The sequence below is a fragment of the Finegoldia sp. P1-F-LS genome, assembly GCF_052932205.1.
The window spans coordinates 152,865-174,156 of the sequence record NZ_JBRFJH010000004.1 but is presented as its reverse complement, the minus strand read 5'-3'; the positions used below and the strand labels follow the sequence as shown (position 1 = coordinate 174,156).

The following is a 21,292-nucleotide window of genomic DNA, read 5'->3' as shown; positions in this document are numbered from 1 at the left end:
TATGAGAAAAATTTATAAATCAAAATTAGGCAATATCCTCATCCAAAGTGATGGAAAAAATATAATAAAATGTGAATTTGTAGATTATTTCGTAGAAGAAGGTACGGATGAAATAATCGAAAAATGCATATCGTACTTGGACGATTATTTTTCGGGGGAAATTATTGGAAAATTTGAAAATTTTCGTATCGAAAAATCTGATTATGCAACCAAAATATTGATGCTTGTGTACGAGATTCCTTATGGTACAACTGCAACATACACTGACATCAAAGAAAAATACGAAAAAATTTACAACACAAAAACATCTGCTAGGGCAGTTGGAAAAGCTATTGGATCAAATGATTTGATGATTTTGGTACCTTGTCACAGAGTGATAGGCAAAAATAATAAGCTTACTGGATACAAATTTGGTATAGATAAGAAAAAGTTCTTATTGGATATAGAAAAATCAACGAAAAATCTGTGAAATATAAAGAAATGTTTACGAAATTGCAACAAATAATTTCTAGCCGTTTTTCTAATATTTATAGTGATATAATAAAGAAAAGCGGGAGGAAATTATGAAACTAGAAATTTTGAAATCAAAATTACAGACTTTAGTAAAAACAATTAAAATTTATCCTATGGTACTACTTGCTATATTTATCGCTACAATATTTTCGATTATGGAAATATGGAAAATCGAATTTAATGTATTGAACAGCACATTGATTGTAGATTTGATTATTTCATCATTGTATTTTGCCATGAGCTACATGATTGTAAAACTGATTATTACGGATAAAAACATAGAAATCACAAATGGCCAAAAAGCTGTGGTGTATGCAATAGTATCTGTGATTGTTGGATTATTGTGCTATTTTCTAATAATAAAAGTGGACAAATCACTTTATCTTAAAAACCAAATCACACAAATGGGATTGTTTTTTGCTTTGTTCATTGGAATGTTTGTAGCAGGCCATTTCAACACAGAAATTGATTACGCTGATTATGCGGTCAAAATTATTTTGGCAATAATAGAATCGTTGATTTATTGCGTAACGATTTTCGTTGGAATTGTTGCGATTTTATACACTACAAAAGAATTGTTCAAACTAAATTTTAATCTTAGCAATCTAATAGTTACATGTGCAGTAGTAATATTCCTTTTACTAAATGCAACTATAATTCTATCCAAGTTCCCGTTAAAATATTGCGAAGAAAATTTGAAAATAAAATGGCTTTTGCCTTTTAAGTTTTTATTTACAAGAATAATTGCTCCATTATTTTTGATATACGGATCGATTTTGCTTCTTTATATAATAAAAGTAGTAGTATTAAAGACAATTCCTAATAATATAATCACAAATCTAATTTTGTGGTATGGATTGCTTTCAGTTGTGGTTTTGTTTGTATCAAAAACAGTTGAAGACAAATTCATAAAAATCTACGATAAAGTTCAACCTATAATATTGTTGATACTTTCGGGTATGATGTTCTACTCAATAGGTATTAGAATTTCATATTACGGAATAACAGAAGGAAGATATATGGTAGTGATGGGCGGAATATTTATCGTAATATCGATGATTTACTATTTGTTTTTCAACAAAAAGACATACATCACAATACCTACAACGCTGTTGATATTAACTTTAATATCATCAGTTGGACCTGTTTCTGCGTACAATATAAGTAAAATTGATCAAAAAAACCGATTGGAAAAAATGTTAATCGAAGAAAATCTTCTTGTAAATGGCGAAATAAAACCACAAAAAAATATAAATCCAGCTAAAATAAAAGAAATAAAAGATAAGCTTGACTATTTTACAAGAAAACACTCAGCAAAAGAATTGGCTTTTTTGGATGAAAAATTCACAACTTCGGAAATAAATATGAAAAGAGTATTTGGGTTTAGAGGCGATGAATTTGAATCTTTGTATGGTAAAAATAGATTTTATGCAAACAATAAATTAGAAATTGATACAACAGGATACGATAGACTTCTAGAAAACATAGTATTCGAATACGATTTTACTAATCAAAGCATAAATAACACTGGAAATCCAGAAGTTACGTTTTCTAAAAAATCAAACGTAATTGTTATACAATACAAAGGCAAAAAAATAGGTAAACTAAATATCGAAAAATTTAGAAACAAATTAGAAGATTTCTGGAATGAACAAGGTCCCGATATTGACACGGAAAATCCTGATTTATCCATTGTAGATGAAGGTGTGATTGGCGAAACTAAATATAAAACTATACTTGAAAGAGTGGATAGTTTTTATGATAGTGGACAAAAAATGACTTATCAAATCAAATGTTTGTACACAAAATAATTGAATAATATTCTTTACAAAATTTTATCTAGTGTTATAATAAATCTGTATTTTAACAAATTAATTATTGTCAATTGAGGAGAAAATTATGTATAATTTTAACTGCGATTATCTTGAAGGAGTTCATCCAAACATTATAAAAGCACTTGAAGAAACCAACATGGTACAACAACAAGGATATTGCAACGATGAATACACTCATCAAGCAAAAGAACTCATAAAAAGGAAAATTTCGGATCAAGATGTTTACTTCTTGCACGGTTCTACAGCTTGCAATAAACTTTTAATCAAAACATCTTTAAGACCGTTTGAAAGCGTTATTGCATGTGACAATGCACACATAAACACATTAGAAACTGGCGCTATTGAAGATATTGGTCATAAAATAGAAATAGTAGAAGATGAAGATGGATTATTAATTCCAGAAGTAATAGATAAGTTTGTCTCAGAAAGAATGAATGATCCAGCGTATTTCCATAAACCAATTCCTAAAATGGTTTACATAACCAATTCATCGGAGTCTGGAACAATTTATACTAAAGAAAGACTTATGGAAATCAGAAAAGTTTGTGACAAACATGGATTGTATTTATTTATGGATGGTGCAAGACTTGCGTATGCTCTTGCTGCAAAGAACAACGATTTAACACTAAAAGAAATCTGCGATATAGTAGATGCGACATATGTTGGTGGAACAAAATGTGGTGCGATGTTTGGAGAAGCGTTGATATTAAACAATGATGAATTCAAACTTCATTTCAAAAATTACATAAAAGGTTCGGGAATGTTAATTGCCAAATCCAGATTTTTAGGAATTCAATTTAGAGAATTATTCACTGACGATTTGATATTCAAATTAGCAGAAAAAGCTGATGAGCAAGCTGACAGAATTAGACACAGACTACAAGAACAAAATTATGAATTAGCTACACAATCAACCACCAATACGATATTCGTAAACATGGATTATGAAAGATATCACAGATTAAAACATAAATATAATTTTTGCGAAAACTACAAAACAGATGATTATATCAATATAAGAATTTGTACATCTTGGTCTACCGAAGAGCACATGGTAGATGAATTGATAAAAGATTTATAAAAATGCGACCATAAAAGGTCGTATTTTTTAATGGGATTAAAAAATAAAAAAATATTACAAATAAGTTACAATGATTTAGAAAAATTCACTAAATGCTTTGACACTATAAATTCCTAAAATATCTCATTTTTTATGTACATAATTCCATTAAATAAATATTTCACACAAAAAACACAAAAATATTAGAAAAAAATGTTAAAATATTTCACTCAGAACAGATATGATAATAAATATCAAATGATAATTTTATGAAAACAATATCTCAATAAAATACAGAATATTACAAAAATATTTCAATTACACAAAAGAAAAATAAAACGAAACATTTTATAAAAAAACAGAACACGATAATAAAATAACAATTTAATATTAAAATATTTGAAAAAAACGTTCTTCATGTTATCATTTTCATAAATTCATGTTATAATGAAATTACGAAAAACGTGAAGACTAGAACTTATTTAATTTTAAATATGTATTCACGATTAATTCGGATTTTCTCATATGATTAAAATATTTAAGGAGGAATTGTAAATGAGAAACAAGAAAAGGTTTGTTGCCTTGATGTTAGCCGGCTTAATGGTTGCTGGTACAGCATGTGGAAATGGAGGATCAAAAGACGGAGGAGCTAAAGGAGAAAACACAGTATATAATACTTTCTTAAGCGCTGACCCTGACTCTATTGATGCTCAAAAAGGTAGCGACAGTTATGGTAATACAATTGTTAATAACGTATATGAACCACTTATTAGATTGGTTCAAAATGATGACTTAACATTGAAACCAGAAGCAGCAGCAGCTAAAGAATGGAAAGTATCTGAAGATGCTATGACTTACACATTCACAATACGTGATGGTTTAAAATGGGAAGATGGTCAACCATTAACAGCAAAAGACTTTGAATATGGTATTAAAAGAACTGTAGACCCTAAGACAGGTTCTGGTTCATCATTCTTACTAGCTGATATCGCTAACTTCCAAGAAGTTAACGAAGGAAAAGCTCCATTGGATAAATTAGGAGTTAAAGCTCTTGATGACAAAACTTTGGAAATTAAATTAGGTGCTCCAGCACAATATTTCATTAACATCGTACCTTTCAGAGTATGCTTCCCACAAAGAAAAGACATAGTTGAAAAACACGGTGAACAATTCGGTTCTGAAGCTAACACAATAGTAGGTTGCGGACCTTTCAAATTAACTGAATGGACTCACAATTCTAAATTAGTTCTTGAAAAGAACAAAGATTACTGGAACAAAGACAATGTTAAATTAGAAAAAGTTAACATAAGAGTTATCACTGATACAAACACAATGATGAATGCTTTCCAATCTGGAGAAGTTATGAGTGTAAGTACAAACAAACCAGAATGGACTTCTAAGTTCGATAAGAGAGAAGGAACTAAGACTCAAAAAATTGATATTCCAGCAGTAGATTACTTCGCAGTTAACCACCAAGATAAGTTATTTAAGAACAAAAAAGTTAGACAAGCATTCAACATCGCTTTAGACAGAGAAGGCTTCAACAAAACAGTTCTTAAAGGAAAATCAGCTCCAGCTTATTTCTGGGTACCAAAAGCTATTACAATTGAAGATTTGAAATACAGAGAAATGGCAGGAAACCCTGTTAAAGAAATGGCTGATAAATTAGGCGATCCAAAAGCATTATTAGTAGAAGGTCTTAAAGAATTAGGAATGGATCCAGATCCATCTAAATTAGAAGTAAGCTTGATTATGACTAACTCACCAGACTTGAAAAAATTCGGTGAATATTTCCAACAAAACTTCCAAAACAAACTTGGAGTTAAAGTTAAATTGGAAATGATGGAATGGGCTATCCTTTCTGGTAAAATCAATAAAGGTAATTACCAAATGGGTTATTTAGCATGGACTGCTGACTACAACCACCCATCAGCAATGATGTCTCTATTCACTTCAAGTGCTAACGCAGTTAGAACTGGATGGAAGAGCGAAGAATATGATAAATTAATCAGAGACGCTGCCAAAGAAAAAGACAAAAACAAACAAGTTGAATTGTATAAGAAAGCTGAACAAATTCTTGCTGATGAAACAGTTATTATTCCAATAATTTCTGGTACTACAAATATGTATTATCAAGATTATGTAAAACATATTAACTTAAACCAATTCTCAACAGCAGGATTCAAAGACACTTATTTAGAAAAAAAATAAAATAACTAGTAGCAAATGGCAGGCTGTTACAAATAATTTGTAACAGCCTACTAATTGTATATAGGAGGACTCATGTTAAAATATCTTATAAAGAGAATCTTGTATATGGTGCTTACATTATTTGTAATCACAACAGCAACATTCTTCTTGATGCATAATATTCAAGGGGATCCATTGTCTGCTATGGGTAAAACTCTTCCAGAGCAAACAATTAAAAACTACAAAGCTAGATACGGTTTGGATAAACCAGTATCAACACAATATGCAATATTTTTAAAAAATGCATTGCACGGAGACTTAGGTGCTTCATACAAATATCCAGGTAGAGAAGTTAAGACTACTATAGCTCAAACTGCTCCAGTATCTGGAAGAATTGGTGGACAAGCCATGGTAATAGGTATTACAATTGGTATTATCTTTGGTATTCTTGCGGCCTTAAACAGGGGTAAAGTGCCAGATTATATTATCAGTGTATTGGCTATTTTGGGTATTACTATACCGGTATTTATTTTGGGGGCTCTTTTACAATACGCTTTCGCAGTAAAATTAAACTGGTTTCCAACTTCAGGATATGGAGACGAAATTAAATATACAATTTTGCCTTCAATAGCATTATGCTTTGGTTCTATAGCTACATATGCTAGATATATGAGAAGTAATGTATTGGAAGTTTTGAACGAAGACTACATACTTACTGCAAAAGCAAAAGGTGTATCAGGCTTTAACGTAATTAGAAAACACGTTTTTAGAAATGCTATCCTTCCTATCATCACTATTATAGCTCCACAAATCGTTGGTATCTTTACTGGATCATTCATTATTGAAAGTATGTATTCTATACCAGGTTTGGGAAGTTATTTTGTAAACTCTATAACTGCCAGAGATTATCCTATGATTATAGGTACAACAATTTTCTATGCATTCTTGTTCTTAGTATCTCAATTAGTTGTAGATGTTTTATATGGTATAGCAGATCCAAGAATTAAAATTATAGATTAGGGGATTAGTATGGAAAAAATAGATCAAAGCAAATTTAAAAGACTTTCAGATGATGATAGAACATCTGAGTTTATAGCAAGACCTGTAGTAACATACTGGTCTGATGCTTGGAGAAGATTCAAAGAAAACAAAGCAGCTTTAGTTGCATTTATTATATTAGTATTTTTAGTTGTAATGGTTATCATCGGACCGATGTTAACAGGATATTCTCACGAACAACTAGTTGGAGAAGTAAACTTATCACCAAGTGGAAAATTCTGGTTCGGTACTGACGAACTAGGAAGAGATATTTTCACAAGAATTTGGAGAGGTGGTAGAATTTCCATCATAATAGGTCTTGCAGGTGCTATTATTGGTACTGTAATTGGTTCTATTTATGGTGCGGCTTCAGCATTCTTTGGTGGAAAAGTTGATACAATAATGATGAGAATTGTAGAAATTTTGATTTCTATTCCTTACCTTTTATTAGTAATTATTTTAAGATTGGCTTTAAATTCGAACGGTGTAGGAACTCTTATCTTAGCCATGACTATCACTGGATGGTGTGGTCTTGCGAGACTTGTAAGAGGTCAAATTCTTTCATTAAAAGAACAAGACTATATCATGGCAGCTCGTGTATTGGGTGTTAGCAACAAAGATATCATTATAAAACACCTTATTCCAAATACTTTGAACGTAATACTTGTATCAATTTCATTTGATATTCCAGGATATATATTTGGTGAAGCTTTCTTAAGTTACTTGGGACTTGGTGTACAACCTCCAGAAACTTCTTGGGGACTTATGTGTTCACAAGCTCAACAAGTATTCCAATTTTATCCTTATCAATTGTTTTTCCCAGCTCTAATGATCGGGTTAACAATGCTTTCATTTACTTTGTTAGGTGATGGTTTGAGAGATGCGCTTGACCCTAACCTTAGACAGTAGGAGGAAAAAACATGAGCAAGAATAAATACAAAGATGTAGACGAATTAAAAAGAGAACAAAGTCTTTCAGAAGAAACATTTGTTGAAGAAACTGCTATTGATGAAAATGGTGAAGTTGAAACAACAACTAAGTTTGTTTCATCTGAAGTTGTAGAAGATATAGTTAACGAAGAAAATAATATGAACGAAAAAATAAATTTATCAGAAGAAATTACAAGAACTGCAAGAGTAGCTAAGGATTACACTAACAGACCAAAAGTAATTGAAGTAGATAACTTGAATGTATCTTTCAATACTTACGCTGGAGAAGTAAAGGCTGTAAGAGGCGTAAGCTTTGACATTTACGATGGAGAAGCGTTGGCCTTAGTAGGTGAATCTGGATGTGGTAAAACAGTAGTAAGTAAGTCTATACTTCAAATTTTACCTCAATCAGCAGTTATCAAAGAACCATCTTCAATTAAATATATGGATGAACAAGTTCTTAAAATGGACAAAAAGAGATTGAGACAATATAAGGGATCTGATGTATCTATGATATTCCAAGACCCTATGACTTCTCTTAACCCAACAATGAAAATAGGTAAACAAATTACAGAATCACTTTTATTGCACACTGATTTATCAAAGGATGAAGCAAAAAAAGAAGCTGTTAAATTGTTAAAGACTGTAAATATTCCTAATGCTGAAGAACGTGTTAAACAATATCCACACGAATTATCTGGTGGTATGAGACAAAGAGTTATGATTGCCATTGCATTGGCATGTAACCCTAATGTTATTTTAGCTGACGAACCAACTACAGCACTAGATGTAACAATTCAAGCACAAATTTTGGATTTGATGAGAGAATTGAGAGACACTAAAAACACTTCTATAGTTCTTGTAACTCACGATTTAGGTGTAGTAGCTGACTTTGCAGATAGAATTCAAGTAATGTATGCCGGTGAAATTATGGAAACTGGTACTGTACAAGAAATATTTAAGGATGCACATCACCCATACACATGGGCATTGTTGATGAGTGTTCCAAGACTTGACTCATCAAAAGATAATGAATTGTATTCATTAGGTGGAACTCCACCAGATTTATTGATGGAAATTCCAGGATGTCCATTTGCTGCAAGATGTGATTATGCAATGCAAATTTGTAGAGAAAAGAAACCGCCTGAAACAAGATACTCAGATCATCATGTTTGCAGATGTTGGTTGACACATGAACAAGCACCAAAAGTTGAAAGACCTTATTAGGAGTGAATTATGTCAGAAACTAAAGTTATTAAAGATAAAAACATAGATTATTCAAACAGAGAAGTGCTTGTTGATTTAGAAAACTTAGATAAGTTTTTCAAAGTTGGTAAGAACAAGACTTTAAAAGCTGTTGAAAATGTAAATCTTAAAATATATAAAGGGGAAACTTTCGGACTTGTAGGAGAATCTGGATGCGGTAAAACTACATGCGGCAGAACTGTAATTAACTTATACGATCCTACAAATGGTAAAGTTATATATGAAGGAAAAGATACTTCAAAATTGAGCGGTAAAGAAAGACAAGCTTTCAAGAAAAAAGCTCAAATGATTTTCCAAGACCCATACTCATCTCTAGATTCTAAGATGACAATAGGCGATATTATTGGAGAAGGTATCAGAGTTCACTTCCCTGAAATGAAGGAAAAAGATATTCAAAACAGAATTACAGAATTATTAAAAACTGTAGGACTTAACGCTGAACACGGAGCAAGATTCCCACACGAATTATCTGGTGGACAAAGACAAAGAATTGGTATTGCCAGAGCTTTGGCTGTAGAACCTGAATTTATCGTATGTGACGAACCTATCTCAGCTCTTGATGTAAGTATTCAAGCACAAGTAGTAAACTTGCTTATTGAATTACAAAGAGAAAAGAAATTAACTTACCTATTTATTTCACACGATTTGTCAATGGTAAAACACATTTCAGATAGAATCGGCGTAATGTATTTGGGTAGTATGGTTGAAGTATCTTCAAACACAAAGATTTATCATCAACCACTTCATCCTTACACTAAAGCATTGATTTCTGCAATTCCTATTCCAGATCCAGATGTTTCAAGTGAAGGCCGTGTTAAATTACAAGGTGAAATTCCTTCACCAATTAATGCGCCAGAAGGATGTAAGTTCTGTACAAGATGTAACTACGCAATGGAAATCTGTAAAAAAGACAGACCAGTTTTACAAGAAATTTCCGATAAGCACTTCGTAGCGTGTCACTTATTTGATAAAGGCTTAGAAGAAGGCTTAAGAGCGATGAAAGAACAAGATGCAAAGCTTAGTCGTACGACACCTGTTGAAGCTAAAGAAAATGTTGAAGAAACAACAGCAGAAGCTGAAATGGACAAGAGATTAGAAGACGAAGCTCAAGCTAGAAACATCGATTCTACAGGAATGACAAAATAAATTACAAACCTCGCCAAGTGCGAGGTTTTCTTTTGCCCAAAATTCAAACACAAAACGAAATATATGATAAAATAATCAATAGTGCAAATTTTATTTTATTATTACGCTTATTTAAATTTGCTATGATATAATAAATTGAGAGGGGAATTATGATTAAGAATATATTATTTGATCTTGATGGCACTATTACAAATTCTTATGAAGGAATTGTAAATGCCGTTAAGTTTAGTTTGGATAAAATAAATTTTAAATATGATGAAAGTAAGCTTATATCTTTTATAGGACCTCCTTTGAAAGACAGTTACATGAATTTGGGTTTTAGTGAAGAAGAATCAAAAGATAGAATTGAAGATTTCAGAGATTATTATTTCAGAAAAGGCATGAAGGAAATGCACTTGTATGAGGGAATAGTAGAAACTATACAAAAACTTCACGACACAGGATATAAAATTTATTTGGCTACAAGTAAAGTAGAATCATCAGCCAAGAAAATTCTTGCAGACAATAATCTGTTGAAATATTTTTCTTATGCTGCCGGTGCTACTATGGATCAATCGAGGGTTGAGAAGGAAGATGTAATAGCTTATTTGATAGATGAAACTGGTATAAAACCAGAAGAATCAATTATGGTTGGAGACAGACTTCACGATATTGAGGGCTCAAGGCTTAACAATATCAAAGCAATCGCTGCAGGATATGGATTTGGAAACGAAGATGAATACAAAAATGCAGTTTTCATTGCAAATAAACCATCTGATGTATACGAATATGTGATTAATCAAAATGATAGGTGATTTGAATGGTTAATAATATTAAAGGAAAAGTTATTGAATTTTCAAAAGAAAATGAAGAAGTTAGAAGTCTTATAGAAACGGGAAGAAGACTTAATCCTACTTTAAAAAAGGACGAAAACACTGATTATCATTTTGTTTTTGGAGTAAGTGATTTCGAAAAGTTTAAGGATTCACACTTCATTGAAAGTTTATTCGGTGATGTGTTGATGCTGGAGAAATCTGACAAATTAACTTATACAAATAAAATTAATCCGCATAATATAAGCTACACTATTATTCTCGATGATATTTCGAAAATTAGAATATTTTTCATAAAAGAAAACACGATGCAAGCGTATATTAATGAAGATAGTCAATCGGAAATTTTGCTGGATAAAGACCAAGTTTTGGTTGGAAATAGCACAAAATCGGATGTTTGTTTCAGACAATTAAAGCCAACAAAACACGAATTCGAATCGTTAGTCAATCAAATGTTCATAAATTCATTGAACGTTGCAAAGGGATTGTATAGAAAAGAAGAAATCTACGCCATTCAAATGTTTTATCATGTCAGAGAAAATGTAGATAAAATGACTGGCTACTACATTGGAAGTAATTACGACTTTAATGTAAATATTGGATACAATTACGAATACATCAAGACTTATCTTCCAAAAGAGCACTATGAAAGATATCTGCAAACATATCCGTTACCTGAATTGGAAAACTTGTGGAGTACTTTATTCAAATCATGTGATCTTTTTAGAAAACAAGGACTTCACGTTGCAGAAATTTTGGGATACGAATATCCTAAGAGAGTTGACCGAGATATTATGCAAAAAATTAGAGACATATGGCAAAGATCATACGATTAAAAAAACTGGTTTGTATAAACCAGTTTTTTTTATCCCTTAAATATTTCCAAACCAAACATATTACACATATCGTTTAATCCTTGTAGGATTTCGTCACGACTGTAGTTTGATTTTTGAAGTTTTTCGTCAGAAAGTCCTTTTAATTTGTCATAAAATCTAGTAGCAATTGTCGCATACATTAGATTATTTGTCTCTAGCTTTTCGAATAAAATATTTTCTGCATCATTAATTCTATCTTCTTCGATAAGATTTTCCAACAATCTTTCAAATTCGAATGAATCTTTTTGGTATTGTTCATTTTCGTTTAATTTTCTACTTGTTTCCATATCTGTAAATAATTTTTGCAAAAATTCACTTACTACGTTGATTTGTTTTAATAGCCAATCGTTTGATTCTATCATGTTATCACTCTTTCTAAATTTCTCTACTTATATTATACTAAATTTTCAAGTTTTGATATACTATTAATAGAATAAGATTATCGGAGAAAATTATGATAGTAAAATTAAAAAGAAATCCTAACGAAAAGGAAGTAAAAAAATTAATAAATTTTTTAAATGAACAAAACGTCAGAGTTGACGAGACTGTTGGCGATAGATACACGATTATTTCATTAATAGGAGATACTTCAAGTATTGATGAAAAATTAATATCGCGTTTTGATATCGTGGACAAGGTTATTAGAATTGAAGAACCTTTTAGCAAGGCGAACAAAAAAAATCATCCACAACCTAAAATTGTCGATGTAGACGGCGTCAAAATAGGTGACGGGAATTTTTGTGTAATGGCTGGACCTTGCTCTGTTGAAAGCGAAGAACAAATCATTACGATTGCAAAAAGTGTGAAGGAAAATGGAGCAAATATCCTTCGAGGTGGAGCATTTAAGCCAAGATCATCGCCTTATGCTTTTCAAGGATTGGGTAAAAAAGGAATTGATTTGTTAATCCAAGCAAAAAAAGAAACTGGACTTCCGATTATTACAGAGATTATGGATTTGTCTGACTTGGATTATTTCAACGATGTAGATATGTTGCAAGTTGGAGCTAGAAATATGCAAAATTATTCCTTGCTTAAAGAGTTGGGACGTTCAGATAAACCAGTATTGCTAAAAAGAGGTTTGTGCGCGACTTACAAAGAATGGATAATGAGCGCTGAGTATATTATGACTGGTGGCAACGAAAATGTCGTGTTGTGCGAGAGAGGAATTCGAACTTTCGAAACTTATACAAGAAATACTTTGGATATTTCAGCTATTTCTGTTATGAAGGAATTGTCACAACTTCCTATAATTATGGATCCATCACACGCAAGCGGCAAATATACTTTGATAGAACCGCTATCACTTGCATCGACTGCTGCAGGCTGCGATGGGCTTATGATTGAAGTTCACAATGATCCTGAAAATGCACTTAGCGATGGACCACAATCTGTCACTTGCGAAAGATTTAGAACAATAATGAGAAAAGTAAGGAAATTAAGACAATGTATTCAGTAATAAATGTGAATAATTACGACTGCATGATTGGATTAGATGCTTTAAATCAATCAAGAGATTATTTGAAAAATTTTATAAAATCCAAGGCGATTGTTATTACTGACGAAAATGTGGATAGATATCATCACAAAACATTGGATATTTTGCTAGACGATTTGGAAATTGAGCATGAATTTTACGTGATTAAACCTGGTGAATCTTCCAAATGCATATCTGAATACGAAAAAATAATGAATTACATGAGTTTGTCTTATCACAGAAATGACACTGTGATTGCTTTTGGTGGAGGGGTTGTCGGTGATTTGGCTGGATTTGTGGCAGCGACTTTCATGAGAGGAATTGATTTTATTCAAATTCCCACGACTGTTTTGTCGATGGTGGATTCTTCTGTAGGCTCAAAGACGGGAATTGATTTACCTACTGGGAAAAATTTAATTGGTGCTTTTAAAGATCCAGCACTTTGTATTATAGACCCGCTTTTACTAAAAACATTGGACGATTACGTATTTGAAGATGGATTTGGAGAAATAATCAAATACGCAATTTGTTTTGATGAAGAATTATTTGACATGATAAGTTCCAGAAGATACACAAAACAAAGCAATTTATCGGAAATTGTAGAAATTTGTGTAACTATTAAAAAGGATATCGTGCTTAAAGATAAATTGGAACAGAACTTGAGAAGATTACTAAATTACGGGCATACATTGGGACATGCTGTCGAAAAATTGTCTAATTATAGTGTGATGCATGGGCATGGCGTAGCTTATGGAATGAAATGCATGGCGAAAAAATACAGCAAAGACTACGACAAAATATTAGAAGTTTTGAAAATGTATAATTTGGATGAAAATTACGATTATTCTGTAGACGATGTGTACGATGTAACTCTTCGTGACAAGAAGAACACAAAAGACATGATATCTTTGATAATTTCAGAAAAAATCGGTGATTGTACGATTTTAAGCATGAATAAATCTGATTACAAAAAGGTTTTGAGTGATATTTATGAAGATTAAAACTGACAAATTACAAGGAAAGGTGGATGCTATATCTTCCAAATCATTTGCACACAGATTTTTGATTTTGGCAAGTGTTGCAGATACAGACACTACTATTATCATCAATGAGTTTTCGAACGATATAATGACAACTATTGATTGTTTGAGAAATTTGGGAGTAGAAATCGAAATAAATGAAAACGAAGTTACAGTTAATCCTTCGTTTTTTCAAAAAGATGTGTCGGATATCAATGTGAATGATTCAGGTTCAACTTTTAGATTTCTGTTGCCATTGGTAAGTTTCCTATCACAAAAAACAAATATACAATGTAGCGGAAGACTACAAGATAGACCGATAAAAGAATTGGTGAATCAATTGAAATTAGCGGGTCTTACTTTTAGTGAAGAGAAACTTCCATTTACGGTTGATGGAACTTTTCACAAAATTGATTTCGAATTTCCAGGCGATGTATCCAGCCAGTATATCTCTGCAATAATGATGATTGCACCACTAATCGGTGGCTGCGAAATCAAATTATCATCAAAATTGGAATCTACTGGATATATCAAAATCACACAAGAATGTTTAAAATTATTTGGTGTAGATTCTGAGATTTTGCTCGACAAAGTCATCGTAAAACCAGGCGCATTAAAATCTCCAGGAAAAATTATCGTAGAAGGAGACTGGTCAAACGCAGCATTTTTCTTGTGTGCAAATGCATTGGGTGCAGATATAAAAGTTGAAAATTTGAAAAAGGATTCGGTACAAGCAGACAGAAAAATCGTTGAGTTTCTAGAAAAAATTGAAAATAACGAGAATTACTGCGAAATCGATATATCACAAACGCCAGATTTATTTGTAATTTTGGCGGTGGTTTTGTCTCAAAAATGCGACAAATCAGTCTTAAAAAACGCCAAAAGATTGAGACTCAAAGAATCGGATAGAATTAAATCAACTTACGATATGTTAAAATCATTCGGCGTAAACTGCGAGATAGAAGGAGATAATCTCGTAATTTACAAATCAGAAATGAAACCTGCAGTTGTAAATTCTTGTGATGATCACAGAATTGTAATGGCGGCTGCAATAGCTTCGATCATTACAAAAGAAGTTGAGATAAAAGATTGGCAAGCTGTGAAGAAATCTTATCCATCGTTTTTTGATGAAATAGAAAGGTTGGGTAGCGATGTCATCGATAGGTAAATTAGTTAAGTTAACTGTGTGGGGAGAGTCTCATGGCTCGATGATTGGTGGAGTGATTGATGGAGTTGATCCAGGAATCAAAATCGACTACGAAAAATTGAGAGCACACATGAAAAGAAGATCTCCCGGCAAATCCAACACTACACTGAGAAAAGAATCAGATGAAGTTGAGTTCGTATCAGGGATTTTGAATGATACAACAACGGGCGCTCCATTATCTTTTGTGATTAAAAACTCAGATTATCATTCAAAAGATTATTCCAATATCTATAATACGCCAAGGCCATCGCATGCAGACTATCCTGCAACTGTTAGATACAATGGTTTCAACGATATCAACGGAAGCGGACATTTTTCTGGAAGATTAACAGCAGTGATTAACGTGGCAGGATTTATTGCAAAAGAAATTTTGGAACAACACGATATTTATGTGTTTAGCCACTTGTATTCACTCGGCGATATTGTAGATGAAAGATTTGATGATTTGAAATTTACAGACTACAGTGATTTGAAGAATAAAAAAATCGAAGTAATAAATGATGAAATAATCGATAAAATAGATAAGAAGATAGAAAGTTTAAGAGATAAAAAAGATTCCATTGGATCAAGCGTTGAAACTGTTGTGTATAATTTGAGAGCAGGTGTTGGGGATACGCTTTTTGATTCGATTGAATCGAGATTGTCGCAAAGTTATTTTGGAATTGGTGCAGTAAAATCGGTTGAATTTGGATTTGGAAAATCATTCGACAAATCAAATGCGTCTGTTGTGAATGACTGCTATTATATTGAAAACGAACAGATTAAAACCAAAACGAATTACAACGGAGGAATACTTGGAGGGATTTCTACGGGAATGCCTATAATTTCCTTAGTTACTTTCAAACCACCTGCATCGATTGGAATAACACAAGAAACAATTGATTTGAGAAATAGAACAAACACTACTTTGACCGTTGAGGGAAGGCATGATCCAAGCATTGGAATCAGGGCTGTAAGTGTTATGGAATCTATCACGGCGTTTGTGATTTACGATTTGTTAAAGGAGTATGGATGGAAAAATTTAGAAAAGAAATAGATGAAATTGATTCTGAAATCGCCAGGTTATTAGAAGAAAGATTTGAGATTTGTTCCGAAATTGGCGAGTTTAAATCAAAAAATAATATTGAAACAGAAGACAAATCGAGAGAAAAGAAAATTTTTGAAAAGATAGATCAAACAGATTTAAAATATCGTGATAATATAAAGGAAGTTGAAGCTAAAATTTTACTAGAATCGAAAAAAATTCAGGATAATTTGAAATGAAATACGGACTATTAGGGAAATCTTTAAAGCACAGTTATTCAAAAGAAATTCACGAACTATTAGGATACTACAATTACGGATATTTTGAAGAAGATGATTTGGATAAATTTTTCAAAAGAAAAGACATCAATGGTATCAATGTAACCATTCCGTACAAAGAAGAGGTCATAAAATATTTGGACGAAATGAGTGACGATGCGAAAAAAATCGGCTGTGTAAACACAATAAAATTCGCCGATACTATCAAAGGATACAACACTGATATCGACGGAATGGAATACATGATTAGTCGAATTGTCAACATAAAAGGCAAAGAAGTCGTAATCTTGGGAGATGGCGCGACTAGCAAAACTGCCGTAGAATGTGCGAAAAGGCTTCAAGCAAGAACTATCAAAGTGATTTCAAGAAAAGGTGAGCACAAGTTTGAAGATGTAGAATATTACAAAAACTGTGACATTTTAATCAACGCAACTCCAGTTGGAATGTATCCGAATAATTTGAAATCAGTTGTAAGAATTGGAAAAATTAAACCAGAAGCTGTGTTTGATGTGATTTATAATCCAAACAAAACTTCTCTTTTGATGGATTGTGATAGGCTTAGAATTCCAAACGACAATGGTTTGAGAATGCTCGTGTATCAAGCTGTTAAAGCGTGCGAGATTTTCACTTCTAAAAAAATAGACTTCGATGTTGTAGAAAAAATCGTACAAAAAATTAGAACGAAAAACATGAATATTGCGCTAGTAGGAATGCCAGGAAGTGGAAAAAGCACAGTTGCTAAAATCATCGCAAAAAACACTGGCAAGAAACTTGTGGATATCGACAAAATCATCACGCAAAGATATGGAGATATTAGCGATATATTTGCTGCACAAGGAGAAAATTATTTCAGAAAAATAGAGTCTGAGGTATTGGAAGAATTTTCTAAAGAAAAGAATTTGGTTATCGCAACTGGTGGAGGAGCAGTTACTGTTAAGAAGAATTTTTATTATCTTCACCAAAATTCTGTCGTTTATTGGATTGACAGACCGAACAGTAAATTATCCAAGAAAAATAGACCGATTTATAAAACAAATACTATGCGTGAAATTAGACAAAACAGAAATTATTTGTACCGAAGATTTAGCGACAAATATTTCAACAATTACAATGCGAAAACAACTGCCAAATTAATCGTGGAGGATTTCAATGAAACTATTTATTATTAATGGGCCAAATTTGAATATGCTCGGCATAAGAGAGCCAGAAATTTATGGTAAATTGACATTACAAGACATTGAATCAAAGATGAAATTATACTGTGTGAAAAATAATATTGATGTAGAGTTTTATCAATCAAATCACGAGGGAGAAATCGTGGATATTATTCAAAGTGCTTACAAAAAAGCGGACGGAATAATCATAAATCCCGCCGCATACACGCACACTTCTGTTGCGATTTTGGATGCATTGAAAGCTGTGAATATTGACACTGTTGAGGTGCATTTGTCAGATGTTGACGAGAGAGAAATTTTTCGAAAATTTTCTTACGTGTCACTCTTTGCTAAAAAAGTTATAAAAGGAAAAGGTGCAGAAGGATATATCGAGGCTATCGATTTTTTCTTAAATAGAATATAATAGAAGTATGAAAAATCAAGGAGGAGTTATGGACGAATTACAAAAACGTGGTTTATTTAATGAACACGGAGATATTGAATTATCAAAGAGAAAAATTATTAATGGCAACACTACTAATTTGAACGATTTTAACAACATAAAATATTCTTGGACAAGTGAATGGTACAGACAAGCTATGAACAACTTCTGGATTCCAGAAGAAATCAACTTAAATCAAGATATCAAGGATTACAGAAATTTATCAGAAGACGAAAAGATTGCTTACGATAAAATTTTATCTTTCTTGATTTACTTAGATAGTTTGCAAACTGCACAACTTCCAAACTTGGAAGCATACATTACTGCTAATGAAATAAACTTGTGCTTATCCATCCAAGCATTCCAAGAATCAATTCACTCTCAATCCTATAGCTATATTTTGGATACGATTTGTTCTCCAGAAGAAAGAACGGACATTTTGTACCAATGGAAAGATGACGAGTTTTTGTTAGAAAGAAACAGATTCATCGGAGATCAATACAACGACTTTTTTGAAAAGAAAAGCGAACGAAACTTCATGAAAGCTCTTATTGCAAACTATATTTTGGAAGGAATTTACTTCTATTCTGGATTTATGTTCTTCTATAACTTGGGTAGAATGGGTAAAATGCCAGGAACTGTTCAAGAAATCAGATATATCAATAGAGATGAAAATACTCACTTGTGGTTGTTCAGATCTATGATTTTGGATTTGAAAAAAGAACGTCCAGAATTGTTTACTGAAGAAAAAAATGCTCAATACAAAGAAATGATAAAACAAGGGGCAGAAGCTGAAATAGAATGGGCAAAATACGTTATTGGTGAAAAAATCCAAGGCTTGTCCATTAAAATGGTTGAAGATTACATCAAATATTTGGGTAATTTGAGATCTACAGGACTTGGTTTTGGGGTTATTTATCCAGGTTATGAAAGAGAAATTCCTTCAATGAAATGGGTGAGCGAATATTCTGATCCAAACAAAATTAAGACAGACTTCTTCGAAGCAAAACCATCAGCATATTCAAAATCAGCGATAATAGAAGACGATTTATAAAACCAAACCCGGCATTTTTCTTAAAAGAAATGCCGGATTATTTATTTTAAAAATATGAAAATACAATTAGAAGACAAAAGATATCAAAAAGAGTGTATCGATATTTTTACGATATTTGATTTGAAACAAAATCTAGAATTTGGAGAATGTGATTTTGTGATAGGAAAAGATTACGTAAAAAAAGATATAACATATCCATTTACAACGAGATTAGAATTAAAAAAAATACTGTATACGATATTTTCAAAAAGATACAATTATAAAAATGATTGGGGAATATTAACTGGAACAAAGCCATCAAAGATTTTGAGAAATCACACAGACGAAGAATTGAAACAAATGTATTTAGTTAATGATGAGAATTTGAAATTACTTCGAAATATTGAAAAAGTTCAGTCTAACATAGACTTTGATGAGAAAAACTACAACATCTACATCAACATTCCTTTTTGTCCGAGCAGATGTGATTATTGTTCCTTTCCAACAATTGTTTACAAAAACAACGACAGAAGAGAAGAATATATGGGTTATCTATTAAAAGAAATAACAGAAGTTTCGAAAAGCATCGACAAGTACAAAATCAAAACAATTTATGTTGGAGGTGGAACTCCGACAAGTTTAGATTACACAACGCTTGAAAAATTATTGAAAGCAATTGAGGAATGTTTTGTGTCAGAAAACTTACTTGAATACACATTTGAAGCGGGACGAGAAGATAGCCTGGACTTTGATAAGCTAAAATTGTTGAGAAAGTACAACGTCACAAGAATTAGCTTGAATCCACAAACTTTTAACGAAAAAGCACTGAAAGCTATGGGAAGAATTCAAAACAATGAAAACTTGATTGATTTGTACACTCAAGCTAAAGACTTGGGATTTGTGATAAATATGGATTTTATACTAGGATTATTGTATGATGATGTGAATAATACGAGAGAAAATCTCGAAATTTTAAGTCGACTACAACCGGATAATATAACTTTTCACACATTGTCGATTAAAAATGGAAGTAAGTATTCACAACGATACGACAAAGAAAATTTCAGAGAAAATATTGCAGAAAAACAAATGCAATTAGTAAAAGAATGGACATCATACAATAATTACATTCCGTATTATTTATATCGTCAGAAAAATATTCTGAATAACATGGAAAATATCGGATATTGCAAGGAAATTCCTTCACGATACAATATTGTAATCAACGAAGAATTAGAAAGTATAATAGGATTTGGAATGACTGCTAATTCTAAAATCATAAAAGATGGTATAATAAAATACACGAACTACAAAAATTTGAGAGATTACTCAGGAAAATTGGATGAAATAATTAAAAGAAAGGTGGAAATTATAAATGGGTGAACTAAAGAAAAGAGAAGAATTCCAATCTGATAAAAGTAGAGTTTTCCAGACGATAAAAGATAGATTATTAGACAATTCAAAACCAACAGGAGTTGAAAACCAATACGTAATAGATAATTTGGGAGTTTCAATGACCTACACTATAAAAGAGATCGTTGAAAATGAAAAAATGTATATTGATTTAAATTCCAGAAATATTGATGGATATTTGAATTTTAATTTTGGAGATTTAAATTCAGGAAGTTTTGTGGATGTTGACATTAAGCTTCATAACAAATCTATATTTGGTGGATTGATGAATTTCGTAATGGATGTAGAAAAAATAGAGAATAAATTAGTGTACGAATTGAAAAAAGAATTGGGAGAATTGTAAAACACCAACATTTACAAAAATATATCAGATAAAAACCTCATTTTTGGAATCTAAAATAGAATTTAGATACCATTTATGAGGATTTTTTTTACTTTAACAAGACAAATTTTATTGAGATGCAGTCAAAACTACTGAAAATATTACAAAAATGTAATATTTTCAGTAGTTGTACTCAGTTGACAAACGAAAACGAAATTTGCTGTAACCTTTTTGTAACCCTTAAATTTCAAGCGTTTAATAT

General features: G+C 31.8%; 21 protein-coding genes. 20 read left to right on the top strand and 1 reads right to left on the bottom strand.

Going from position 1 to position 21,292, the window contains the following annotated elements; all coding sequences use genetic code 11:
* Position 1 precedes the first annotated feature (1 nt).
* The 10 genes from ACU68Y_RS05260 to ACU68Y_RS05215 all read left to right on the top strand — a co-directional run bounded on the left by ACU68Y_RS05260 (position 2) and on the right by ACU68Y_RS05215 (position 11,625).
* Positions 2-469, top strand: a complete 468-nt coding sequence (locus tag ACU68Y_RS05260) for a methylated-DNA--[protein]-cysteine S-methyltransferase (RefSeq protein WP_446755574.1) — start codon at positions 2-4, stop codon at positions 467-469.
* 94 nt (positions 470-563) lie between these two features.
* Positions 564-2,324 (top strand): DUF4153 domain-containing protein, encoded by a 1,761-nt coding sequence (locus ACU68Y_RS05255; protein WP_304140019.1) that lies wholly within the window; start codon positions 564-566, stop codon positions 2,322-2,324.
* Between the two features lie 88 nt (positions 2,325-2,412).
* A complete protein-coding gene (locus tag ACU68Y_RS05250; RefSeq protein ID WP_012290926.1) occupies positions 2,413-3,429 on the top strand; it encodes a threonine aldolase family protein in 1,017 nt (338 codons plus the stop codon).
* A gap of 534 nt (positions 3,430-3,963) precedes the next feature.
* Complete coding sequence (locus ACU68Y_RS05245; RefSeq protein WP_035112929.1) at positions 3,964-5,619, top strand: peptide ABC transporter substrate-binding protein; 1,656 nt, start codon at positions 3,964-3,966, stop codon at positions 5,617-5,619.
* 72 nt (positions 5,620-5,691) lie between these two features.
* A complete protein-coding gene (locus ACU68Y_RS05240) occupies positions 5,692-6,618 on the top strand; it encodes an ABC transporter permease (RefSeq protein WP_002837239.1) in 927 nt (308 codons plus the stop codon).
* Positions 6,619-6,627: 9 nt separating this feature from the next.
* Complete coding sequence (locus ACU68Y_RS05235; protein WP_002842361.1) at positions 6,628-7,545, top strand: ABC transporter permease; 918 nt, start codon at positions 6,628-6,630, stop codon at positions 7,543-7,545.
* 11 nt (positions 7,546-7,556) lie between these two features.
* On the top strand, positions 7,557-8,792 hold the full coding sequence (locus ACU68Y_RS05230) for an ABC transporter ATP-binding protein (RefSeq protein ID WP_012290923.1): 1,236 nt from the start codon (positions 7,557-7,559) through the stop codon (positions 8,790-8,792).
* A gap of 9 nt (positions 8,793-8,801) precedes the next feature.
* Positions 8,802-9,977, top strand: coding sequence for an ABC transporter ATP-binding protein (locus ACU68Y_RS05225; protein ID WP_446755575.1), 1,176 nt, complete (start codon positions 8,802-8,804; stop codon positions 9,975-9,977).
* 149 nt (positions 9,978-10,126) lie between these two features.
* Positions 10,127-10,771 carry an HAD family hydrolase gene (locus ACU68Y_RS05220; protein ID WP_446755576.1) on the top strand — a complete coding sequence of 215 codons (645 nt, stop codon included), beginning with the start codon at positions 10,127-10,129 and terminating at the stop codon, positions 10,769-10,771.
* A gap of 5 nt (positions 10,772-10,776) precedes the next feature.
* Positions 10,777-11,625 (top strand): aminoglycoside 6-adenylyltransferase, encoded by an 849-nt coding sequence (locus ACU68Y_RS05215; RefSeq protein ID WP_002839510.1) that lies wholly within the window; start codon positions 10,777-10,779, stop codon positions 11,623-11,625.
* A gap of 29 nt (positions 11,626-11,654) precedes the next feature.
* Here ACU68Y_RS05215 and ACU68Y_RS05210 read toward each other — a convergent pair whose 3' ends face one another.
* The gene (locus ACU68Y_RS05210) at positions 11,655-12,026 is read right to left on the bottom strand and encodes a DUF6483 family protein (RefSeq protein WP_446755577.1); all 372 of its coding nucleotides are present in this window, start codon (positions 12,024-12,026) and stop codon (positions 11,655-11,657) included.
* A 92-nt stretch (positions 12,027-12,118) separates the two neighbouring features.
* Between ACU68Y_RS05210 and aroF the strand changes: the two genes are divergently transcribed.
* From aroF to ACU68Y_RS05160, 10 genes are read left to right on the top strand one after another with little or no spacing between them, the layout of a single operon-like run.
* Positions 12,119-13,120, top strand: a complete 1,002-nt coding sequence (gene aroF, locus ACU68Y_RS05205) for a 3-deoxy-7-phosphoheptulonate synthase (RefSeq protein ID WP_002837259.1) — start codon at positions 12,119-12,121, stop codon at positions 13,118-13,120.
* Positions 13,108-14,139, top strand: a complete 1,032-nt coding sequence (gene aroB, locus ACU68Y_RS05200; protein ID WP_446755578.1) for a 3-dehydroquinate synthase — start codon at positions 13,108-13,110, stop codon at positions 14,137-14,139. The genes aroF and aroB overlap by 13 nt, the downstream gene beginning before the upstream one ends.
* On the top strand, positions 14,129-15,325 hold the full coding sequence (gene aroA / locus ACU68Y_RS05195; RefSeq protein ID WP_446755579.1) for a 3-phosphoshikimate 1-carboxyvinyltransferase: 1,197 nt from the start codon (positions 14,129-14,131) through the stop codon (positions 15,323-15,325). Before aroB ends, aroA begins: the two co-directional genes overlap by 11 nt.
* Positions 15,309-16,400, top strand: a complete 1,092-nt coding sequence (aroC, locus tag ACU68Y_RS05190) for a chorismate synthase (RefSeq protein WP_446755580.1) — start codon at positions 15,309-15,311, stop codon at positions 16,398-16,400. Before aroA ends, aroC begins: the two co-directional genes overlap by 17 nt.
* The gene (locus ACU68Y_RS05185) at positions 16,376-16,627 is read left to right on the top strand and encodes a chorismate mutase (RefSeq protein ID WP_002842394.1); all 252 of its coding nucleotides are present in this window, start codon (positions 16,376-16,378) and stop codon (positions 16,625-16,627) included. Before aroC ends, ACU68Y_RS05185 begins: the two co-directional genes overlap by 25 nt.
* Entirely contained in the window at positions 16,624-17,835 is a 1,212-nt protein-coding gene (locus ACU68Y_RS05180; RefSeq protein WP_446755581.1) for a shikimate kinase, read from the top strand. Before ACU68Y_RS05185 ends, ACU68Y_RS05180 begins: the two co-directional genes overlap by 4 nt.
* The gene (gene aroQ / locus ACU68Y_RS05175) at positions 17,816-18,244 is read left to right on the top strand and encodes a type II 3-dehydroquinate dehydratase (RefSeq protein WP_446755582.1); all 429 of its coding nucleotides are present in this window, start codon (positions 17,816-17,818) and stop codon (positions 18,242-18,244) included. Before ACU68Y_RS05180 ends, aroQ begins: the two co-directional genes overlap by 20 nt.
* Before the next feature lie 28 nt (positions 18,245-18,272).
* The gene (locus ACU68Y_RS05170) at positions 18,273-19,316 is read left to right on the top strand and encodes a ribonucleotide-diphosphate reductase subunit beta (protein WP_002839591.1); all 1,044 of its coding nucleotides are present in this window, start codon (positions 18,273-18,275) and stop codon (positions 19,314-19,316) included.
* 54 nt (positions 19,317-19,370) lie between these two features.
* Positions 19,371-20,678, top strand: coding sequence for a coproporphyrinogen III oxidase (locus ACU68Y_RS05165; protein ID WP_446755583.1), 1,308 nt, complete (start codon positions 19,371-19,373; stop codon positions 20,676-20,678).
* The gene (locus ACU68Y_RS05160; RefSeq protein WP_446755584.1) at positions 20,671-21,051 is read left to right on the top strand and encodes a hypothetical protein; all 381 of its coding nucleotides are present in this window, start codon (positions 20,671-20,673) and stop codon (positions 21,049-21,051) included. Before ACU68Y_RS05165 ends, ACU68Y_RS05160 begins: the two co-directional genes overlap by 8 nt.
* Positions 21,052-21,292: the final 241 nt, after the last annotated feature.